The organism is Labrenzia sp. 011, assembly GCF_003075075.1.
Lineage (GTDB): Bacteria > Pseudomonadota > Alphaproteobacteria > Rhizobiales > Stappiaceae > Roseibium.
In genome coordinates, this window is sequence record NZ_QCYM01000003.1 from 100,601 (window position 1) to 119,857 (window position 19,257).

Below are 19,257 nucleotides of genomic sequence, written 5' to 3' on the forward strand. Positions count from 1 at the left end.
CCGAATGCGCACGGAAAGCGACAGCCTTGGCGAGATCAGCGTTCCAGAGGACAAATACTGGGGCGCCCAGACACAGCGGTCTCTGACGTATTTTTCCATCGGCAGCGATCTGATGCCGATCGAACTCATCCATGCCTACGGCATCCTCAAGAAAGCGGCGGCGCTGACCAATCTGGATCTGGGCCTCCTGGACAGGCAGCAGGCGGATCTCATCGTCCGGGCGGCGGAAGAGGTCGCGGACGGTCAGCTGGACGAGCATTTTCCCCTGCATGTGTGGATGACGGGCAGCGGCACGCAATCCAACATGAATGTCAACGAGGTGATTTCCAACCGGGCGATTGCGCATGCCGGCGGGGTTCTGGGGACCAAGGATCCCGTGCACCCGAATGATCATGTCAACATGTCCCAGTCGTCAAACGACACCTTTCCGGCGGCGATGCACATGGCGGCGGCCATCCAGGCGACGCACCGGCTGCTGCCCGGTGTGCAAACGCTCTACGAAAGCCTGAAAGCCAAGTCGGAGGCGTGGGACGCGATCATCAAGATCGGCCGCACCCATATGCAGGATGCTACGCCTCTGACCCTGGGCCAGGAGTTTTCGGGATATGCCGAAATGCTGCGTCAGGATATCGTGCGGATCGAGCACGCCCTGGAAGACGTCTATGCGCTTGCTCTGGGGGGAACCGCCGTTGGAACGGGGATCAATACCCATCCGGAATTTGCCGAACGGTCCGCGGCAAGGATTGCGGAACTCACCGGTCTTCCCTTTGTCAGCGCTGCGAACAAGTTCGCGGTGCAGGGCAGTCACGATGCGCTGGTGATGTTCAGCGGCGCCTTGCGAACCCTGGCGGTCTCGCTCTTCAAGATCGCCAACGACATCCGCCTGCTTTCCTGTGGGCCGCGCTGCGGATTCTACGAACTGAAAATCCCGGCCAATGAGCCGGGGTCGTCGATCATGCCGGGCAAGGTCAATCCCACCCAATGCGAGGCGTTGGCGATGGTCGCGGCCCAGGTGATGGGGAACGATGTCACCGTCGGTATCGGCGGGGCGAGCGGATATCTGGAGATGAATGTCTACAAGCCGCTGATGATCAACGCCATCCTGCAGTCGATCCGGATCATGGGAGACGGCTGTACGAATTTCGCCCGCTACCTTGTCGACGGCATGGAGCCGAACGAGAAGCGGATCAGGGAGTATCTGGACCAGTCGCTGATGCTGGTCACCGCACTCAGCCCGGTCATCGGTTACGACAAGGCCAGCCATGCCGCACATCACGCGTTCGAACATGACCTGACCCTGAAGCAGGCATGCCTCGATCTCGGGTATGTCGACGAGGCCGAGTTTGACAAGGTCGTGGACCCTTCGAAGATGATCCACCCGGCGTTGTAGCCGGGCGGGCGCCTTCGGATCCTCAATCAGAAAGGGACGGTGCTGGGCCGCCCCTTTCGGAGATCAGATCAGATCGCGCCGGGCCAGATTGCGCATCAGGTGACTGATCCCGAATGTCCATTCCGGGCATTCGGTCGACAGGCGGACCGTATTTGTCAACCGGCCGAAACCGGGGGCGGAAATCGTCACGACGTCCCCAGGCTTGTGCGTGAAACCTTCGCCGGGCACATCGCGGTCTTTCGTCGGTGCAAAGAGCGTGCCCAGGAAAAGCACGATACCGTCTGGATACTGGTGATGGCGGCCGACTGTCTGGCGGACGAGATCCTCCGGATCGCGGCTGATTTCCCGCATGGAGGAATGGCCATCCAGGACAAAACCGTCCGTCCCCTCGACCTTCATCTCCAGTTCGGCCGTACGGACATCGTCCAGCGAGAAGGTGGTGTCGAACAGGCGGAACATGGGGCCTATGGAGCAGGAGGCATTGTTGTCCTTGGCCTTGGAAAGAAGCAGCGCCGACCGGCCTTCGACATCGCGCAGGTTCACGTCATTGCCGAGGGTTGCGCCAACGATCCTGCCTGCCGAGGAAACGGCCAGCACCACTTCCGGCTCCGGATTGTTCCATCTGGAGATCGGGTGCAGCCCGACATCCGCGCCGGGCCCCACGGAGGACAGGACCTGTGCCTTGGAGAAGACCTCCGCATCCGGACCGATACCGACTTCCAGATACTGGCTCCAAAGCCCTTCGGCGATCAGAACCTCCTTCACCCTGGCCGCTTCCTCCGAACCTGCCTTGATGTTGCGCAGGCTTTCGCCGATGGCGTTGCCCACGCGGCTGCGTATTTCCTGCGCCTTTTGCGGATCGCCCGCCGCCTGTTCCTCGATCACGCGCTCGACCATGGAACTGGCGAAGGTGACACCGCAGGCCTTCACGGATTGAAGGTCGCATGGGGCGAGAAAATGCACCGCGGAAAGATCGTCGGGCCTCGCAGCAGCAATATCTTCCAGCGTGCCGAGGGAAAGGCCCGTCGCATCCGAAACATAGTTGGCCGGATCGTTCATTTCGCAGATGTCACGAACCGTCGGGGCGGCCTTCGAGGTTATGTCGATCACCTGTCCGTCGCGCAATGTGACCACGGCCGGACCACTCACCTCTGGCCGCCAGACACGGCCAAGAAAGGTCCCGTCGTGGTCCGACCTATTCAGAAAGCTCATTTTCCATCCCCGGTTTGTCTTGTTGTCTGTCGGTCTGGCCTGAAGTGTCGGAGTTTCCTTACCCGCCGGCCGTTGAGCGCACAGGTCCTTGAGTGGAACATTGACCGCATACCACTGAAGTCTGTTCCGGTGGCCATCCGCGAGCGGACTGGTTTTTGAACGTATATCACGGCCAGCTTGCGTTGCTATCGGGATCCGAAGCGCTTGCCGGGCCCTGTGAACTTCAGCTCATCAGGTTTGTCTGAAACCCGACCTTCCCGTCATGAAAGAACCAGGCCTTGTTGAAAAGACCCAGGTTGAGCCGGTTCGGAAGGCGAATATCGCTCATGTCCGGAAGTCCTTTGACAGCGGGATCAAAGGTGCGATCAATCTGAGACAGGAACGCCAGAATGTGCCCTCTCTTTCGGGCAAAGTCGTGAAGGTCCTTCACCTGCACAGCCAGGTCCGGCGTACTCCTGCGCTGGTCAAGGATCTGCAGATAGTCGATCAGCGCGATTGTTCCGCCTGGGGCATGTTCCAGATACTCGATGATGAAATCCGAACTGATTTTCTCTGAGGTAACGACCGACAGCCGCCCGGCCATCTCTTCTGGATCGGCACCGAGATTTGCAAGATGACCTCGTGCTGTCTTTTCGGTGAATTCGAGCGAGAAGAGCACGGCTTTGCGGTTTTGCCGGGCTCCTTCTGTCAGGAGCCTCAGCCCCGCAAGGGTCTTTCCCTGCCTGGGACGCCCGCCCAGCAGCGCAAGGTCTCCGTTTTCAAGTCCGGAAATTGTGCATTCAGCGGACGAATGCCGGGACGAACGGGCCGCAAGCAGGCTCCAGTGAGCGAAACCTTCGTCGCGGGCAATCCGGTTCAACGCCGTGGCTAGAGGAATATTTTCCTTGCGGGCCAATAGCCTGGCCCGTCGCTTCAACCGGAACACCGGTGCGGAAAGTCTCATTTCGCAAACCTCCATCGCGAGCCTGCTTACGCAATCCCTCCTGATGCGGGTGCTCGAACGGACGGTCCGACGGTTTGCTGCCCCGTATGTCGGATACTTTCCCAATGGAGGGGGGAGGCTCGGGCCAAGCCTTTCCCAAGCGTATTTCGGGATGACGATTCGGGCAAGACGGCCTGCCGGTTCGCAAAACGGAACCGGCCCGGTCGGTCAGCCATCCAGCGCATAGAGCCGGTGAGCCAGTTTTCTGATGCTGCTGTTTCTGAAGTGACGGATATGCGCCGGGGGCACGAGATACACGACGCCCGCCGCCAGACCCTTGCGCCAGCGGAGCTGTACCTGGGCAAGCGTCTTCTGTGCGGCGTCGAAAACGTAGAATTCCTCCGGTAGATCCGTCTGCTTGTCCAGAACGAGTCTCAGGCCGCCCTTGGAAACATCCCGGATCATGCAGTCGCAAATGTAGCTGTCGTCGAGAGCGGCGAGTTTGGCCGGACGCAGGCGTGTGCGTTGACGGGGATAAAGCCGTCTTTGGATGGCCTGGGCGAGGGAATTCTTGCCGGCATTCAGGAATGTGAACATGATGTCTTTTACGGGTCCTGCCTGAAAGGAACATCCGGTTGTGACGGGAGCGGGGGAATGGGTCGTCTCCCCGGCATGGGAGCGGGTCTGTAGGACGGATCTCCCAGCGTTGTCGGCCTGTGGTTCACCGGAGACTGCTGGTTGCTGCACGTGCTGTAGGCCATGTCATACAGGCCCTGCCAGCCGCCGGAATAATTTCCAAGATTGTCGAGGACCGACAGGGCACCACCGGCCACTGCGCCGCGGCGCGCGCCTCCCGGACCTTCCCAGGCTCCTCCCGCGACTGCGCCGCGCATTCCGCCGTCTACGACAGACATGCCCGTCGGATCGTTGCTGGTGTGCGCGTCCGCGTAGGATCGGGCATAGGCATCGCAGTTCACTGCCTGTGCATGTGCTGCCGTCAGGGTTCCCATGGTGAGGAGAATTCCCGCAAGCGCCGCCTGCCGGTGCGACGGAGGCAGGAACACCGCCCGCGTAACCGTCTTGTCACGCCGCTTGCAGACCGGGCGGTCCGGCAGGCTGTGCTTGGATTTCAACATCTGTTTGTCCCCAGTGGTGCCGGCATTCAGGCTCGTGGACTGGAGGCCCGCATTGTTTCTGCTTGCACCTTGAAGATTGCGCGGAGCTTGCGCGGGCGGTCTGCCGGACGCCATTGCGGAACAGCCTCGGACAAGGTTGGCCGATTACACCTTGATGCAACCTAAGCTGATAGGAGATTTCGATGGAACCGGTGTTCCTGAACAAACTCGTCTCGCACAATAATGACTGGCTCTCCATGCGCCAGGCGACGATCGCCGAGAACATTGCCAACGCGAATACTCCGGGGTTCCACGCACGGGACCTGGAGCCGTTCACATCCGTGATCAGCCAGACCCAGCTTGCCATGACGGCGACCCATGACGGCCATCTCGGCCAGACGATGGAGGCAGCGCGCTCCTCGGACATTGAGAATGAGGACAGCTGGACCGTTACCCATTCGGGCAACTCCGTGAGCATTGAGCAGGAGTTGGTGAAAGCCGGTGAAGTCGCACGCGATCATGCCTTGAACGCCAGTATCGCGAAGTCGTTTCACCGCATGTATCTCGCCTCAGTGAAATCATAAGGAACAGGAACATGTCCGACCCATTGTCCGCTTCCCTACAAATTTCCGGCGCTGGGCTGCGCGCGCAATCCGAGCGCTTGCGCGTCGTTTCCGAAAACCTCGCGAACGCACGCTCCACCGGCCAGACCGCCGGTGACGATCCGTACCGTCGCAAGACGATCACCTTCGAAAGCGAATTCAGCCGCGCCTATCAGGCCAATCTGGTTTCCGTCAAGGGGATCGGGTCCGACAAGGCCCCGTTCACCATGGAATATGAGCCGGGTCACCCGGCCGCGGACGAGAACGGCTACGTAAAGATGCCGAACGTCAACACGCTGCTGGAACTCGCCGACATGCGCGAGACCAACCGCTCCTATGAAGCCAATCTGAAAGTCATGACGCAAGCCCGCGAGATGGTTATGCGCAACATCGATCTTCTGAGGAACTGACCATGATCAATGAAATTACCGCGCTGACCTCTTCTTCGACCACCGACGGGATTCTCAACGCCTCGTCGGTCACACGCTATTCGTCGAGCACCCCGGACCTGGGCGGAGCCGCAGAAGCCGCCGCTCCGAGTTTTTCCGAAGCGGTTGCACAGGTCTCCCAGGAGGCGATCGACAAGATCAAGCACGGGGAAGCGGCGGCGATCGCCGGTGTCGACGGACAGGCTTCCGCCCAGCAGGTCGTGGAAGCCGTTCTGGCCGCAGAGTCCACTTTGCAGACGGCCATTGCCATCCGCGACAAGGTGGTGAGCGCCTATCAGGAAATCAGCCGCATGTCGATCTGACCCCCAAGGGAAAGATCGCCTGAAACACGCGGACCCCATCACGGAGACGAACCATGAAAGCCCTAGCCATTGCCGCGACCGGCATGAGCGCCCAGCAGCTCAATGTCGAAGTGGTCGCGAACAATATCGCCAATATGAATACCACCTCGTTCAAGAGGTCCCAGGCGGAATTTTCCGATCTTCTGTATCAGGCCGAACGTCTGCAGGGCGTGCCGAACCGTGGTGGTGAAGACCCGGTTCCCGAAGGTGCGCAGCTGGGGCTCGGTGTCAGAACAGCCGGCATCCGCAAGCTGCATGTGCAGGGGTCGCTGACAAACACCGGCAACCAGTTCGACGTGGCCCTGGATGGACGGGGCTGGTTCGAGATCACCGGGCCGGACGACGAAACGCTCTATACCCGCGCCGGGTCGTTCAACAAGAATGCCGAGGGGCGACTGGTGACCATCGACGGTTATGCAGTCGAACCGGCCATTCTCGTCCCGGACGAGACCATCGAGGTCGTCATCAATGAATCCGGCCAGGTCTATGCCAAGGTCGACGGTGAAATGACCCCGCGCGAACTGGGACAGCTCACTCTGGCCAACTTCGCCAACGATGTCGGCCTTGAGCCGGTTGGCGGCAATCTCTTCCGCGAGACGGAAGCTTCCGGCACACCTGTGGCCGGTGTGCCGGGGGACCCGGGCTTCGGCGTGGTCCGTCAGGGGTACCTTGAAAGCTCGAATGTCGATCCGGTGAAGGAAATCACGGCACTCATCAATGCCCAGCGCGGATATGAAATGAACTCCAAGGTTATGAAGGCGGCCGACGAGATGGCCGGAACCGTAACCAACGGCATCCGCTAGAGCATTCCGCGTTCAAGTGAACGAAACCAGGATGCTCTGGCACCTTAAAATCGATCAGCGGTTTCGGCATCCTGCGCGTTTGCAGGCCGGCCGGCTGATCTGGAAAGGTCCGGTAGAATGACCCTGCTGATCAGAACCCTGTCGATGCTGCTGCTGGCGGCACTTTTCGGCCAGGCTGCGCAAGCGGCCAGTGTTGAACTTCCCGTTCCCCGACAGACGATCCATCCAGGTTCGGAGATCTCGAACAAGGATCTGATCGAACGGAAATTTCCGAGCCGCACTGCTCATCAGTTCGCCGTGTCCACCCATCGGGGGGAACTGGTTGGAATGGTGGCCCGGCGGACGCTTCTGCCGGGGCAGCCGATTCCGGTCAAGTCTGTCGAGAAACCCGTTCTGGTCCGCCGCGGAGAGCCTGCACGCCTGGTCTTCCAGGAACAGGGGCTGGTTATCGTCATGCAGGCCGAAGCCCTGCAGAACGGCGGAGCGGGCAGTTACGTGCGCGTCCGCAATGTCGACAGCGGACTGGTGGTTTCCGGCCGGGTGCAAAATGACGGCACAGTCCGTGTGGAGAACTGATAAATGGCCCGGTTATTTACCTGTCTTCTGATTGTTCTTATGGCCTTTCCTGCATCGGCGATGGTCCGGATCAAGGACATAGCCAGTCTGCAGGGGGTGCGCGACAACCAGCTTGTCGGCTATGGCCTCGTCCTCGGACTGAATGGTACGGGCGACAGTTTGCGGAATTCCCCGTTCACGGAACAATCGCTCCAGTCGATGCTGGACAGTCTCGGTGTCAATGTGCGCGATGCGCGATTGCGGACACGGAACGTGGCTGCGGTGGTCGTGACTGCGGAAATGCCGTCCTTCATCGGCAAGGGATCCGCCATTGACGTGAGTGTCTCGTCGCTGGGAGATGCAACGTCCCTGGCGGGAGGCACCCTGATCGCCACGCCACTGCTTGGCGCCGATGGACAGATCTATGCGGTTGCTCAGGGCGCGCTCGCGGTCTCGGGTTTCAGCGAGGCCGGGCAGGCGGAAAGCCTTACCGAGGGTATTCCGACGGTTGGCCGCATTCCCAACGGCGGTCTTATCGAACGCGATCTGCCGGCCAAATTTGCCCAGATCCCGGGTCTTGCCCTGGAGTTGACCAATCCGGATTTCAAGACGGCGGTGCGGATTACCGATGCCATAAACCGCTACACCAAGGAGCGGTACGGCATTCGGGTGGCCAAGGAACGCGACTACAGGACCGTGGATCTGACGCCGCCGAAAAACATGAGCATGACCCGTTTCATTTCGGAGATCGAGTCCATCCGGGTCCGCCCCGATCAGACGGCCAAGGTAGTGATCGATGAACGCACCGGGACGGTTGTCATCGGCAAGGAGGTCCAGATCTCCACAGTTGCGATCACCCACGGCAATCTCACCGTCCGGATTTCGGAAGCGCCTGAAGTGTCTCAGCCGACACCCTTTTCAGGGGGAGAGACAGTGGTCGTTCCCCGGACCTACGTCGATGCCCAGGAAAGCGGTGGCCAGCTTGCGATGGTCGGAGGAACGGACCTGCCCACGCTCGTGCGCGGTCTCAACCGGATCGGCCTGCGACCGACGGGGATCATTGCGATCCTCCAGGCCATCAAGACCGCCGGAGCGCTGCAGGCCGAACTGGTCATCCAGTAGCGTCCCGAACGCCCAGCAAGAACAGTGTTGCCAGGCCGGCGGGCCACCAATCGGAAACGATCGGTGGCCCGCCGGCCTGTTTTCATGAGGAGGAAACCCATCTGCTCGCAAACGAATGCCGGCGGCGCTGGGCGACGGTTTTGTCGGCTTCGCCAGCCCCACACAAGCTCGATCCGCGATGGTGCATTCAAACTGGTTCAGCACAAAGGACGGCAGGTCTCATGCCTTTCACTTTGGACAGCGGCCTGAGACAGGGCCTTCTGGCAATCGCGGCATTATCAATTGCATTCGCGGGAACTCCCGCCACTGCGCAGTCACCCAAGGAGAAACCGCAGGTCGTGGAGGTTCTCGTGCCGCCGCCGGACAGCGATCTCTACTGCAAGAATATCGCCGAGGCGGCGTCGGATGCGCGCATCAAGTGGCAGACATGGAAGATGATCAGCCTCGAAGCCCGCCTGCGTGACCGGATTTCCGAGCTGCAGCGCAAGGAACAGGAATTCGAGAAATGGGTGGAGCGCCGCGAAGACCTGCTGAATGAGGTCGAAGACCAGGTTGTCTCGATCATCGCCCGGATGCGTCCCGAAGCGGCCGCTGCCCAGCTGTCGACAACGGATGAAGAGGCTGCCGTCGGGGTTCTCATGAAGCTCAAGGCGCGTGTTGCCAGCAGCATTCTCGACGAAATGGATCCCGCAAGAGCGGCGCAACTTACCCAGTCCATGATGGGTATCGCCAACCCGGACATACAGCGGAGTTTTTGATGCGAGCCCTTTTTTATCCCTTCGGAGCGATGATGCTGGCCGGTTGTGCCGGGCAACTGCAGGACCTTGGCAAAGCGCCGGAAATGTCGCCGGTCGGCTACGGTCTGGCTACCCAGTCGCCTGCGGTCTATCCGCTCAACACATTCGCACCTGGTGGCGTCAAGGACTACAATTCGCTCTGGATGAGCGGCCGTGACAATTTCTTCGCCGATCCGAGAGCGAAGAAGATCGGTGACGTTCTCACGGTCACCATCCATATCAACGACAAGGCCAATCTCGACAACAGCTCGGACCGGCGCCGCAACTCCGATATCGGTATCGGCGGGGCATTCGGAACAAGTTTCGACGGCACCGATACGGATGGTTCGGCCGATCTCGACCTGGATTCCGGTTCGGGTTCGTCCGGCTCCGGCTCCATCGACCGTTCCGAGGAAATCGAGCTCTCCGTCGCCGCTGTCGTCACGGACCGCCTGCCGAACGGCAACCTGGTCATCTCCGGATCCCAGGAGGTGCGCGTGAACTATGAAATGCGCATCCTGCAGATCGCCGGCATCGTCCGGCCGCGGGACATCCAGAGCAACAACACCATTCCCTACGACAAAATCGCGGAAGCCCGAGTTTCCTATGGCGGGCGCGGCCGGATCACAGAAGTGCAGCAGCCCGGTTGGGGGCAGCAGCTTTACGACATCGTGACGCCGTTCTGATCCGCAAATCGGCAACAACGGGAAAACCCATATGCCCAACTTGATTGAAGCTCCGATCGACGGTGCCGGAAGCCAGACCAGAAAGTCCAGCTTTCTGGGCGCGCTGCTCCTGCTCACGCTGGTTGGCGGCGGCTCCGGCGCCGTTTTCGCGAAATATATCGTGGATTATACCGAGCAGGAGGTGCAGGGCAGGATGCGCGAGCAGCAGTCCTACTCCGAGACATTGCCTTTTTCCATCTCCACCCGGGTTCAGAAACTCGATCCGCTTGTAACCAATCTGGCATCTCCGAAGGACTCCTGGATAAGGGTTCAGGCTTCCGTCCTGCTCGAAGAGGAGACGGAGGGAGAGGTGGGGCTTTTGCGGAAAAAGGTCGAAGACGATTTCCTCGGCTACCTGCGGACCCTGACGCTTGCCCATCTGGAAGGCGCGGCAGGGCTCCAGCATCTGAAAGAGGATCTCACGGAAAGAGCCAAGACGCGCTCCAAGGGATTGATCCATGAAGTCATTCTGGAGTCGGTGGTAATTCAATGATCCGGATCTTGATTTCCGTAGCCGCGCTGTTCCTGGTGACAGGATCGGCGGTTGCCCAGGTGCCTGACCTTTCGTCGTTGCTGCCGGCAGGCGAGGGCAGTGCCAGCGGCCGGATCATTCAGGCGATTGCGCTGCTGACGGTGCTCTCGCTTGCTCCGGGCATCCTGATCATGGTCACCAGCTTCACGCGGTTTGTGATCGCCTTTTCCTTCCTGCGCTCGGGTATCGGTCTTCAGACGACCCCCGGCAACCTCATCCTGATTTCTCTCGCCCTGTTCATGACGTTCTATGTCATGGCGCCGACTTTCGACAAAGCCTGGGAAGAGGGCATTCAGCCCCTGATGAACAATGAGATTTCGGAAGATGTCGCCTATGTGCGTGTCACGACGCCTTTCCGGGAATTCATGCTGGAGCAGGTGCGGGAAGAGGATCTTGTTCTGTTCGACGACCTTGCCGCGGGCAGGGTGACCGAGAACGAGGCCGAAACGGTTGAAGATGTCGAGTTGCGGGTTCTCATTCCGGCCTTCATGATTTCGGAGCTCCGGCGTGGGTTCGAGATCGGGTTTCTGATCGCGCTGCCTTTCCTCGTGATCGATATGATCGTGGCAACGATCACCATGTCCATGGGCATGATGATGCTGCCTCCCACGGTTATCTCGCTTCCGTTCAAGGCGCTGTTTTTCGTGCTGATCGACGGCTGGAACCTTCTGGTCGGAAGTCTGGTGCGTTCCTTCTTCTGACGAGAACGGTTTTTCCGTGAAGAGTGAGACTGAAACGGGGCCTGCGGGCCCCGTTTCAATTTGCTCACAAGCTCTCAGTATTGTCCTTCCAGGCATATGCTGCATTGCTGCGCACAGATCTGGAACCCGGCGCATTTGGGGGGGAGTGCAAGCGGGCACCGAATCCAAACAGGCGATTGCAATCATTCAATTCATGCGGCGCCTGCGGCGCGGAATATGTCCGCAGTCCGGATCGGCGCCCGAGTTGCGTCTCATTGGTCCGGAATGATGAAATTGGGTTTGTCAGCAAACAGAAACGGAGCCTGCAGGCTCCTTTTTTTATCGTTGGCGATATTCTGTTGTACGATGAAATCGCTTTCAAAAGGCGGTGTTTTCGGCCGAGCCCGAGATAAAATGAGAAGTAGTTAGAATTGACCGGAACGACGTAAGCTTCGCGCAAGGTTGCGTCGCTAGGGTTCAAATCACAGCAGGTTGGACCGCACAGACTTGAAGGTCCAAAAGCATGACGCTGCTCCTGCTGTGCCGGTACCAGTCCGGCATGTCCCCAACCAATTCCAGTATCTACTGAAACATTGAAAGGGACATATCATGTCTAGCTTGATGACCAACGCTTCCGCAATGACCGCTCTGCAGACTCTGCGGAGCACCAGCGCCAACCTGGCAGAGACGCAGAACCGCATCTCCACCGGTTACCGTGTTGCCGGCGCGGAAGACAACGCAGCTTACTGGTCGATCGCAACCACCATGCGTTCGGACAACATGGCCCTGGGCGCCGTTGAAGACTCTCTCGGTCTCGGTGCTGCTACGGTTGACGTCATGTACACGGCAATGGACAGCACTGTCGATGTCATGAACGAAATCAAGGCCAAGGCTGTTGCTGCCCGTACTCCGGGTGTTGACCGCAGCAAGATCCAGTCCGACATCACGGAGCTGCAGAACCAGCTTCAGTCCACTGCTGAATCTGCTGTCTTCAACGGTGAAAACTGGCTGAACTGGGATACCGCAAGTGGTGTGACTTCCAAGGACATCGTCAGCTCCTTCACCCGTTCGGGTGGCGCGATCGAGATCCAGGTCACGACCGTTGACATCACCTCGACCCAGCTGTTCGATGAAGGCGGCACGGGCACCGGCATCCTGGACTTTGACCGTGGCTTCGCCGCTCTGACCAACGTCACCGGTGATGGCATCTTTGACTTCGATCTGTCCGGAGTGACCGATGCCGATACCGCAAGTATCGATGCCCTTGTTGACGGTATTGATGCGGCTCTGGGTCAGATCACTGACGCCGCCACGCTGCTCGGCTCCATCAAGAGCCGTGTGGACCTGCAGACCGACTTCGTGTCCAACCTGCGTGATGCCATCGATCGTGGTATCGGCCAGCTTGTCGACGCCGACATGAACGCGGAATCGACTCGCCTCCAGGCTCTGCAGACTCAGGAGCAGCTCGGTATCCAGGCTCTCACGATTGCAAACCAGGGCAGCCAGAACATCCTGTCCCTGTTCCGTTAATCCATTCGGATCTGATGGAAAAGAGGACCGCGCCCTTCGGGGCGCGGTCTTTTTTTGTGCGCCGTCGCTCATGACAGGCTCGCACAAGCTCCACTTCCGATAGTGGGGCGAACAGATACGAACGTGCATCAAGGGGTTATGCATGCCGGGCCGCGAACAAGCCGAAAAACTTTGGGCAAATCTGATGGAACTGGGGCTGCGCAGACTTGTCGCGCTCGCCCTAATCGGGCTCGCCACAATCGCCACTGTTGGAGCCGGGGCTTACTACCTGAGCCGGCCAGAACAGACTGTCCTCTATACCGGTCTCGAAGGAGAAGATGTCAACCAGATCGGTTCGGCGCTCAGGGACGCCGGCATACCGTTCGACATCACGTCGGACGGTGGATCGGTCATGGTTTCCCATGCGCAGACCGCCAAGGCGCGCATGTTGCTCGCCGAAAAGGGCCTGCCGCGAGGAGCCAATTCCGGATACGAGCTTTTCGACGAGCTGGGCTCGCTCGGGCTGACCTCCTTCATGCAGGAAGTCACCAGGGTGCGCGCGCTTGAGGGGGAACTCGCCCGGACCATCCAGCTCATGAAGGGTATCCGCGCGGCGCGCGTCCATATCGTTCTGCCGGAAAAAGGGTCTTTCCGCCGGGATCATCAGCCGCCTTCCGCCTCCGTCGTCATTCGCTCGGATGTCCCTGACGATATCCGCACGGCCGATGCAATCCGCCATCTGGTTGCCGCTGGTGTGCCGGGCATGGAGGCCAGCAAGGTTACCGTCCTCGACACCACCGGGGGGATCCTTGCCGCCGGCAAGGATCCGACCAAGGCTTCCGCCGGGCAACTGGCCAGTCTTGAAACGGCGGTCAGTGGCAGGATTCAGGAAAATATCCGCAAGACGCTGACGCCGTATCTCGGCCTGGACAATTTTCAGGTCAGCGTGGCCGCCGAGCTGAACACCGACCGCAAGATGATCGCGGAGACCATCTTCGATCCGGACTCACGCATCGAACGGTCCATCAGAACCATCCGGGAAAACGAGAACGCCCAGAATTCCAGCGTCAGTTCGCCAACCACGGTCGAGCAAAACCTGCCGGAAGAGGATGTCTCGTCTGAAAATGGTGAAAGATCGACCGAGGAAAACGAACGCCGGGAAGAAACCGTCAACTACGAGATTTCCTCCAAGCGGATCGAAACCTCCCAGGACGGCTATCGGGTTGACAGGCTTTCCATCGCCGTCCTTGTCGATCGGGCACGTCTCGTCCAGTCGTTGGGCGGTGAGCCGACCCAGGCGCAGATCGCGGAACAATTGCTGGAAATCGAGGCTCTGGTTGCTTCGTCTGCCGGTGTCGAGGAGTCTCGCGGAGACAATGTGAAGGTGGCGATCGTCGATTTTGTCGACGGCGGACGCGCCCTGGATCCGATACCGCCGATCAGCATCTCCGAATATCTGCTCCGCCAGTCCGGAAATATCATCAACGCGCTGGCAATCCTGACCGTGTCGATGCTCGTGATCTGGTTCGGATTGCGTCCGGCAGTCTCCGCTCTCGTCCCTCAGATCGCAGGGCCGAAGGTTGAAATGGCCGAGCTGGGCATGGGCCAGGAGGGAATCGAAGGGCATGTCGAGGATGCCGAGGGCGACCAGGCGTTCCTGGTCCCGCCGGATCATTCCGACCTGATCCAGGACCTGAACAGCAAACGCAATCAGTCTGCGCTCAGGAAACTGGAGTCCCTGCTGGAGTTCAATGAGGAACAGTCCGCCGCGATCCTGCGCCAGTGGCTCTATGAATCGGAGCGTATCTAATGACGATGCCCGCAGCTTCCCACATCCCGGTCATTTCGTTGCCGAAATTCAAGTCCTATGGCGCGTATGACCCGGCACTGGTCGATGTCCTCGAGCCCGAGGAAGACCAGATTCCGCAACCGACTGAGGAAGAGCTCCGGCAAGCCGAATTCGAACGCGGTCTTGCGGAAGGAGACGGACGCACACGGGCGCATTACGAGGCGATCCTGGAAAGGGAGCGAGAAGCCCACGCCAAGGCGCTCGAAGACGAAATGACCCGTTTCAACATGCGCGAGTCGGCGAATGTCAGCGCAGCGATCGAGAAGTTTCTCGACGTGATGGAACAGCGGCTTTCCTATTCCCTGGCGAAATTGCTCCAACCGTTTCTGAGTGAACGGATCACCGAGCAGCTGGTCTCGGCCTTCGCCACGAACCTGCGTCAGTTGACCGAGGAAAGTGAGGGCAAACTGATCCGCCTTCGCGGGCCGGAAGGTCTGACCTCCATGGTCATGGAGCAACTTCAGGACCTTCGGGAGCGTATCGAGGTCCAGCATGCGGACCAGATCGAGCTTGTCGCTCTGTTCGACGAGACAACAATTGAAACCCGTCTGGAGCAATGGCTCGGGCAACTCGAGCATTTGCGGAAGGAGGCTGACTGATGATCGATGGCGTCCCGAGTGAAATTGTTATCGTCCGGCGGAAAAACAATTGGGACGAAGAGTCCCACTCGCACGGTGTCTGGAAGATTGCCTATGCGGATTTCATGACCGCGCTGATGGCATTCTTTCTTGTCATGTGGCTGATCAATGTCACGGACGAAAGCGTGCGCAAGGGAGTTGCCCAGTATTTCAATCCGGTCAAACTCGCTTCGACCGCACCGAACCGCAAGGGTTTGAATGATCCGAACATCGATGGAGAGACCAGTAGTGACGGAGTGAAGCTGTTCAACGGCAAGCTCGGCGGCTCGGACGAACCTGTCGATCAGGACCCGAATTTCGGCGAAGGTCTGAAAACGGGCCACGAGGCGGTTGAAGTTGAAGAAACGCCAGCTCAGGGCGACAGCAGCATCAGCGGACAGTTTACGCAGATACATGCCGAATCCATCCTGTTTTCCGACCCTTATGCGGTTCTGGATACTTTGTCCGAAAAAATTCGTGTCCTGGAAACGCAGGATGCCAACCCGCTCGGCATCGGTTCCGGCATGCAGAAACATGAGGGCGTCCAGGGTGGACAGGCCTATCGCGATCCGTTCGACCCGCTTTACTGGCAATTCCGTCCCGGACGGGGTGTCGACGGCGCCGCGCCGCTGTTGCGTGAGCAGGCTCTACGGGAAGAAGGAATGCAGGAAAAGGGAACTGGAACGGGGCCGAGCGAGGTCAAGGTTGAAGGTCGTCATGCATGGGGTGTGACGAAGAACGAAAACCTGTCCGGAGAGACGGATGGCGGAGCTGGAGCGGCAGAGATGGATGGAAACGCGGCCTGGAACGGCGATCTGCAGCATGCTTCGGGAAGCGGTCCGGAAGTCTTTGCCGAATTGGGCGAAGGTCCTCATACGGACCCCTTCAAGAAAATGGATCCGCTTGTCGCTCACGTGACGGGACTGTCGCTTCAGAACGGATCGCAGGCAATGGGCCAGGTCAGCACCGGAACGCAGACACTGGATACCGGCACTGAAGTGGTTGAACTGGAGGCTTCGGGCGAAGTTGTCGAAGGGCTGTCGAACGCGGAAATCATTGTCGCCCGTCTGTCCGAAGTCCTGGAAACGACGAAAGGCACCGTCCTGGAGGAAACCGCCCGCCAGATCACCGTCAAACGTGAAGGCGAGGGGGCCTTGATCAGCCTGACGGACGATCAGAACTTCGGCATGTTCGCAATCGGCTCTGCCGAACCGCGTCCGGAACTGGTGAAGCTTCTGGAACGTATCGGCAAAGTCGTTGCCGGGATGCCAGGTCAGATCGTCATCAAGGGCCACACGGATGCAAGACCCTTCCGCAGCAAGACCTATGACAACTGGCGGCTGTCCTCGGCTCGGGCCCATATGGCGCTCTATATGCTGACGCGCGGTGGCGTGGCCAAGGACCGGTTCGACCGTGTGGAAGGTTATGCCGACCGCCATCTGAAAAACCCGAATGATCCCTTTGCGGCGTCAAACCGCCGGATTGAGATCTATCTTCTGGAAGGGGCGGAATGATGGGCAAGAAGCTGCATCTGAAAACGGCGGTTTTCCGGATTGTCCTGTCAGTGCTGCTTCTCGCCGGGCCGATAAATGCGGCCCTGGCGCAGGGAGCTGGCGGCGGACCTCTTCCCTTTGAACTCGTCAGGTCGCTGCAGTCCCTTCAGGAGCAGGTCGCCCAGGGGAACAGCCACGCCACGCTCGCCCAGAGGTCGCTTCTGACCAAAATGGACGTTGCCTTCGTCGAAATGCCCGTGGAAGTCTGGCAGGACCCGCGCAACGCCAGGGCCGCGATCATTCACCTGCTCAGCGGGGGGCATCCGGACGTGATGCGCTATCTCCTGACCCTCGATCCGGCCCCCGTGGTGGACCGGAACCTGATGGAGGCATCGCTTGCCTACATCGAAGGGCGGGAAGACGAGATGCTGGATCTTCTGGAAAACATCGATCCGCTTGACCTTCCCCCCGGGCTTGGCGGGCATGTCGCGCTGGTGAAGGCCGCGCCCTACATTCGCACCGATCCGGCCAAGGCGATGGAGCTGTTGCAGGTTGCCAGCCTGCTGATGCCCGGCACCCTGGTGGAGGAAGCTGCTCTTCGCAGGGAAGTTTTCGTTGCCGGCATGATGGGGGATGTCGAACGGTTCCGGGTTCTGAGTGTCCGCTATCTGCGTCGCTTCAGCAATTCGATCTACGCAGGGGATTTCCGGCGGCGGTTCGCGCTGGCGATCGATACCCTCGGGTTTGTCAAAAGCGAGGACAAGTTCGCTCTTATCGTACCGATCCTTCATGAATTCGATGCGGATTCCCGGCGCGGACTTTACATGCGGCTTGCCCGCTCGGCCTTGCTCGCCGGACATCTGAATGTGGCGCGCAAATCGACAGAAGAAGCTCTCCTGCTGACTGTTGAAGGCACTCGGGAAAGAGAAATTCTCAAGGTGTATTCGGCCGCGACCCGGCTTGAACCCGACATGATGCTGGAGAACAGGGATCTTCTGTGGTCGATCGACAAGAGCGCGCTTTCCACCGAGGATCTTGCCCTTCTCGACGGGGTCTACACGGTTTTCAATTCGATCCGGCACTTCCCTGAACCGCCGGACAATGTCATCGGCGAATTCAATGTTGCGAGCAATATCGCCGATCCGGAAGACATGTCCTGGTACACGCCGGACATGGAGCTGGCGGAGCGGTTGTTGGGCCGTACCGAGAAGTCTCTCGCGCTCAAGGGAGAAGAAAAATGACGCTGAGTACCCAGTCCTTCACGCCTTCGGCGCCGCAGTCCGGCTCCGCGCCGGAAGGCCGCGCGGCGGATACAGGCCAGTCTGCCCAGGAAACGGCGGCGGAGTTTCACAACCTTGTGCAGGGAATGAAAAAGGAAGACGCGACAGGCAAGGGAAAACATGCCGGTGCCCAGGCCGGCGAGGAAGAGGGGCACCCGGAGGGGGCTCAGGGAGAAAACGGCGAGCTGAGCGAAGACGGTGAAGCCAAGGCAGAAAGTGGCGTCAGAAAACCCGCTTTCGTTTCCTTTACGACGAGCAATCTTGCAGATTCCCTGCGTCAGGTTTCCCAGAAGATTCTGTCCAAGCCGGCAGTCGATGGCGACAACGCCGCGGCGCCAACGGCCGGGGAGATGGGCACAGCTGGCACGAACCCGGATGGTTCCGGGCAGGGGGCGACCGCCCTGCCGATCAATACGGTTCTGGCGATACCGGCAGGTCAAAACCGGCAGACCGTTGTGCCGGCTTCGCAGGACCAGCAACGCCAGTCTTCCGCGTCAACACCGGTCAACTCCGGACTTGTTCCGGAAAAGGATGGCAACGGAAAAGTCGGTGCGTCCTCGCTCTTTGCGCAGTTCGGGGTCGAACCGGAACAAGTCACGGATGCAGCCTCGAGCAGGTCTGCCGCCAGGAGCATGTTGCCGGAAGAGGCGGCAGGTACGGTCAAGGTCCTGCGCCAGGAAACCCATTTCGCACCCAACCTGCGGCTATCGCCGATCCAGCAGGTCGGAGAGCAGATCGTTGCCGCCGTGAAGGAAATACCTTCCGGGGCCGGAGCAATTCAGCAGGGACTTTCCGCCAAGGCGGAAGGGCCGGTGCTGAAAACTCTGGATATCCAGCTTACGCCGCATGAACTGGGCAGCGTGAAAGTGTCTCTCAGGATGGTCGGCGATACGGTGGAGGTGACGCTGGTGGCGAGCAAGGCGCAGACCGCCGAGCTGCTCAAGCAGGACCGGCAGCTCCTCGATCAGATGCTGCGCGTTACCGGCTTCAAGGCGGATGCGATTACCGTTCAGGCAGCGGACGATCGTCCGGTCCAACAGCCCGGTGCTTCTCCGAACGGCCAATCGGCATCGGGGCAGAACGGGTCTGCGGGCGGTGACGGTCAGGCCCAGTCCTTCAATGGAGGCGGGTCCGACCAGCAGAACAACAGACCGGGCCGCAACGGCTCGGGCGAGCCATTGCAGGCCAATGACACCAATGCCATCGAGACAACCAGGGGAGCTGGTCATGAAAACGATTCTGACATCAGTCTTTCTGACGGCATCTATCTTTAGCGGCGTGCTGA

21 protein-coding genes are annotated in these 19,257 nt (G+C 59.7%); 17 read left to right on the forward strand and 4 right to left on the reverse strand.

Annotated features, from left to right (window positions below; all coding sequences use genetic code 11):
- Positions 1-4 precede the first annotated feature (4 nt).
- Positions 5-1,390 (forward strand): class II fumarate hydratase, encoded by a 1,386-nt coding sequence (gene fumC, locus DCO57_RS05290; RefSeq protein ID WP_116697828.1) that lies wholly within the window; start codon positions 5-7, stop codon positions 1,388-1,390.
- A 63-nt stretch (positions 1,391-1,453) separates the two neighbouring features.
- On the opposite strand, the gene DCO57_RS05295 is transcribed toward fumC, so the two are convergent.
- From DCO57_RS05295 to DCO57_RS05310, 4 genes are all read right to left on the reverse strand, one after another.
- Positions 1,454-2,602 (reverse strand): fumarylacetoacetate hydrolase family protein, encoded by a 1,149-nt coding sequence (locus DCO57_RS05295; RefSeq protein WP_116697829.1) that lies wholly within the window; start codon positions 2,600-2,602, stop codon positions 1,454-1,456.
- 223 nt (positions 2,603-2,825) lie between these two features.
- On the reverse strand, positions 2,826-3,545 hold the full coding sequence (locus DCO57_RS05300) for a DNA helicase (protein ID WP_116697987.1): 720 nt from the start codon (positions 3,543-3,545) through the stop codon (positions 2,826-2,828).
- A 207-nt stretch (positions 3,546-3,752) separates the two neighbouring features.
- Positions 3,753-4,121: a PilZ domain-containing protein gene (locus DCO57_RS05305; RefSeq protein WP_116697830.1), complete on the reverse strand. Its 369-nt coding sequence runs from the start codon at positions 4,119-4,121 to the stop codon at positions 3,753-3,755.
- Between the two features lie 8 nt (positions 4,122-4,129).
- Complete coding sequence (locus DCO57_RS05310) at positions 4,130-4,660, reverse strand: hypothetical protein (protein ID WP_116697831.1); 531 nt, start codon at positions 4,658-4,660, stop codon at positions 4,130-4,132.
- Between the two features lie 182 nt (positions 4,661-4,842).
- Between DCO57_RS05310 and flgB the strand changes: the two genes are divergently transcribed.
- The 16 genes from flgB (at position 4,843) to DCO57_RS05390 (ending at position 19,246) form a co-directional block, all read left to right on the forward strand.
- The gene (flgB, locus tag DCO57_RS05315; RefSeq protein ID WP_116697832.1) at positions 4,843-5,223 is read left to right on the forward strand and encodes a flagellar basal body rod protein FlgB; all 381 of its coding nucleotides are present in this window, start codon (positions 4,843-4,845) and stop codon (positions 5,221-5,223) included.
- Positions 5,224-5,234: 11 nt separating this feature from the next.
- Complete coding sequence (flgC, locus tag DCO57_RS05320; protein WP_116697833.1) at positions 5,235-5,651, forward strand: flagellar basal body rod protein FlgC; 417 nt, start codon at positions 5,235-5,237, stop codon at positions 5,649-5,651.
- A 2-nt stretch (positions 5,652-5,653) separates the two neighbouring features.
- The gene (locus DCO57_RS05325; protein ID WP_116697834.1) at positions 5,654-5,992 is read left to right on the forward strand and encodes a flagellar hook-basal body complex protein FliE; all 339 of its coding nucleotides are present in this window, start codon (positions 5,654-5,656) and stop codon (positions 5,990-5,992) included.
- Between the two features lie 53 nt (positions 5,993-6,045).
- Positions 6,046-6,834: a flagellar basal-body rod protein FlgG gene (gene flgG / locus DCO57_RS05330; RefSeq protein WP_116697835.1), complete on the forward strand. Its 789-nt coding sequence runs from the start codon at positions 6,046-6,048 to the stop codon at positions 6,832-6,834.
- Between the two features lie 117 nt (positions 6,835-6,951).
- Positions 6,952-7,410, forward strand: coding sequence for a flagellar basal body P-ring formation chaperone FlgA (flgA, locus tag DCO57_RS05335; RefSeq protein WP_116697836.1), 459 nt, complete (start codon positions 6,952-6,954; stop codon positions 7,408-7,410).
- A 3-nt stretch (positions 7,411-7,413) separates the two neighbouring features.
- A complete protein-coding gene (gene flgI / locus DCO57_RS05340) occupies positions 7,414-8,511 on the forward strand; it encodes a flagellar basal body P-ring protein FlgI (RefSeq protein ID WP_116697837.1) in 1,098 nt (365 codons plus the stop codon).
- 221 nt (positions 8,512-8,732) lie between these two features.
- Positions 8,733-9,269 carry a MotE family protein gene (locus DCO57_RS05345; RefSeq protein WP_116697838.1) on the forward strand — a complete coding sequence of 179 codons (537 nt, stop codon included), beginning with the start codon at positions 8,733-8,735 and terminating at the stop codon, positions 9,267-9,269.
- On the forward strand, positions 9,269-9,973 hold the full coding sequence (gene flgH, locus DCO57_RS05350) for a flagellar basal body L-ring protein FlgH (protein WP_116697839.1): 705 nt from the start codon (positions 9,269-9,271) through the stop codon (positions 9,971-9,973). Before DCO57_RS05345 ends, flgH begins: the two co-directional genes overlap by 1 nt.
- Before the next feature lie 31 nt (positions 9,974-10,004).
- Positions 10,005-10,505, forward strand: coding sequence for a flagellar basal body-associated FliL family protein (locus DCO57_RS05355; RefSeq protein ID WP_116697840.1), 501 nt, complete (start codon positions 10,005-10,007; stop codon positions 10,503-10,505).
- On the forward strand, positions 10,502-11,245 hold the full coding sequence (fliP, locus tag DCO57_RS05360; protein WP_165814650.1) for a flagellar type III secretion system pore protein FliP: 744 nt from the start codon (positions 10,502-10,504) through the stop codon (positions 11,243-11,245). Before DCO57_RS05355 ends, fliP begins: the two co-directional genes overlap by 4 nt.
- Positions 11,246-11,833: 588 nt before the next feature.
- Positions 11,834-12,754, forward strand: coding sequence for a flagellin (locus tag DCO57_RS05365; RefSeq protein ID WP_116697841.1), 921 nt, complete (start codon positions 11,834-11,836; stop codon positions 12,752-12,754).
- 142 nt (positions 12,755-12,896) lie between these two features.
- Positions 12,897-14,543 (forward strand): flagellar basal-body MS-ring/collar protein FliF, encoded by a 1,647-nt coding sequence (gene fliF, locus DCO57_RS05370; protein ID WP_116697842.1) that lies wholly within the window; start codon positions 12,897-12,899, stop codon positions 14,541-14,543.
- On the forward strand, positions 14,543-15,181 hold the full coding sequence (locus tag DCO57_RS05375) for a hypothetical protein (RefSeq protein WP_116697843.1): 639 nt from the start codon (positions 14,543-14,545) through the stop codon (positions 15,179-15,181). The genes fliF and DCO57_RS05375 overlap by 1 nt, the downstream gene beginning before the upstream one ends.
- The gene (locus DCO57_RS05380) at positions 15,181-16,713 is read left to right on the forward strand and encodes a MotB family protein (protein WP_116697844.1); all 1,533 of its coding nucleotides are present in this window, start codon (positions 15,181-15,183) and stop codon (positions 16,711-16,713) included. The genes DCO57_RS05375 and DCO57_RS05380 overlap by 1 nt, the downstream gene beginning before the upstream one ends.
- On the forward strand, positions 16,710-17,933 hold the full coding sequence (locus tag DCO57_RS05385; RefSeq protein ID WP_205756087.1) for a chemotaxis protein: 1,224 nt from the start codon (positions 16,710-16,712) through the stop codon (positions 17,931-17,933). Before DCO57_RS05380 ends, DCO57_RS05385 begins: the two co-directional genes overlap by 4 nt.
- The gene (locus tag DCO57_RS05390) at positions 17,930-19,246 is read left to right on the forward strand and encodes a flagellar hook-length control protein FliK (protein ID WP_116697845.1); all 1,317 of its coding nucleotides are present in this window, start codon (positions 17,930-17,932) and stop codon (positions 19,244-19,246) included. The genes DCO57_RS05385 and DCO57_RS05390 overlap by 4 nt, the downstream gene beginning before the upstream one ends.
- Positions 19,247-19,257 lie beyond the last annotated feature (11 nt).

Bases quoted from the DNA above. Each gene is read 5' to 3' on its own strand.
- fumC (WP_116697828.1), top strand. From the start codon at position 5: ATGCGCACGGAAAGCGACAGCCTTGGCGAGATCAGCGTTCCAGAGGAC.
- DCO57_RS05295 (WP_116697829.1), bottom strand. From the start codon at position 2,602: ATGAGCTTTCTGAATAGGTCGGACCACGACGGGACCTTTCTTGGCCGT.
- DCO57_RS05300 (WP_116697987.1), bottom strand. From the start codon at position 3,545: ATGAGACTTTCCGCACCGGTGTTCCGGTTGAAGCGACGGGCCAGGCTA.
- DCO57_RS05305 (WP_116697830.1), bottom strand. From the start codon at position 4,121: ATGTTCACATTCCTGAATGCCGGCAAGAATTCCCTCGCCCAGGCCATC.
- DCO57_RS05310 (WP_116697831.1), bottom strand. From the start codon at position 4,660: ATGTTGAAATCCAAGCACAGCCTGCCGGACCGCCCGGTCTGCAAGCGG.
- flgB (WP_116697832.1), top strand. From the start codon at position 4,843: ATGGAACCGGTGTTCCTGAACAAACTCGTCTCGCACAATAATGACTGG.
- flgC (WP_116697833.1), top strand. From the start codon at position 5,235: ATGTCCGACCCATTGTCCGCTTCCCTACAAATTTCCGGCGCTGGGCTG.
- DCO57_RS05325 (WP_116697834.1), top strand. From the start codon at position 5,654: ATGATCAATGAAATTACCGCGCTGACCTCTTCTTCGACCACCGACGGG.
- flgG (WP_116697835.1), top strand. From the start codon at position 6,046: ATGAAAGCCCTAGCCATTGCCGCGACCGGCATGAGCGCCCAGCAGCTC.
- flgA (WP_116697836.1), top strand. From the start codon at position 6,952: ATGACCCTGCTGATCAGAACCCTGTCGATGCTGCTGCTGGCGGCACTT.
- flgI (WP_116697837.1), top strand. From the start codon at position 7,414: ATGGCCCGGTTATTTACCTGTCTTCTGATTGTTCTTATGGCCTTTCCT.
- DCO57_RS05345 (WP_116697838.1), top strand. From the start codon at position 8,733: ATGCCTTTCACTTTGGACAGCGGCCTGAGACAGGGCCTTCTGGCAATC.
- flgH (WP_116697839.1), top strand. From the start codon at position 9,269: ATGCGAGCCCTTTTTTATCCCTTCGGAGCGATGATGCTGGCCGGTTGT.
- DCO57_RS05355 (WP_116697840.1), top strand. From the start codon at position 10,005: ATGCCCAACTTGATTGAAGCTCCGATCGACGGTGCCGGAAGCCAGACC.
- fliP (WP_165814650.1), top strand. From the start codon at position 10,502: ATGATCCGGATCTTGATTTCCGTAGCCGCGCTGTTCCTGGTGACAGGA.
- DCO57_RS05365 (WP_116697841.1), top strand. From the start codon at position 11,834: ATGTCTAGCTTGATGACCAACGCTTCCGCAATGACCGCTCTGCAGACT.
- fliF (WP_116697842.1), top strand. From the start codon at position 12,897: ATGCCGGGCCGCGAACAAGCCGAAAAACTTTGGGCAAATCTGATGGAA.
- DCO57_RS05375 (WP_116697843.1), top strand. From the start codon at position 14,543: ATGACGATGCCCGCAGCTTCCCACATCCCGGTCATTTCGTTGCCGAAA.
- DCO57_RS05380 (WP_116697844.1), top strand. From the start codon at position 15,181: ATGATCGATGGCGTCCCGAGTGAAATTGTTATCGTCCGGCGGAAAAAC.
- DCO57_RS05385 (WP_205756087.1), top strand. From the start codon at position 16,710: ATGATGGGCAAGAAGCTGCATCTGAAAACGGCGGTTTTCCGGATTGTC.
- DCO57_RS05390 (WP_116697845.1), top strand. From the start codon at position 17,930: ATGACGCTGAGTACCCAGTCCTTCACGCCTTCGGCGCCGCAGTCCGGC.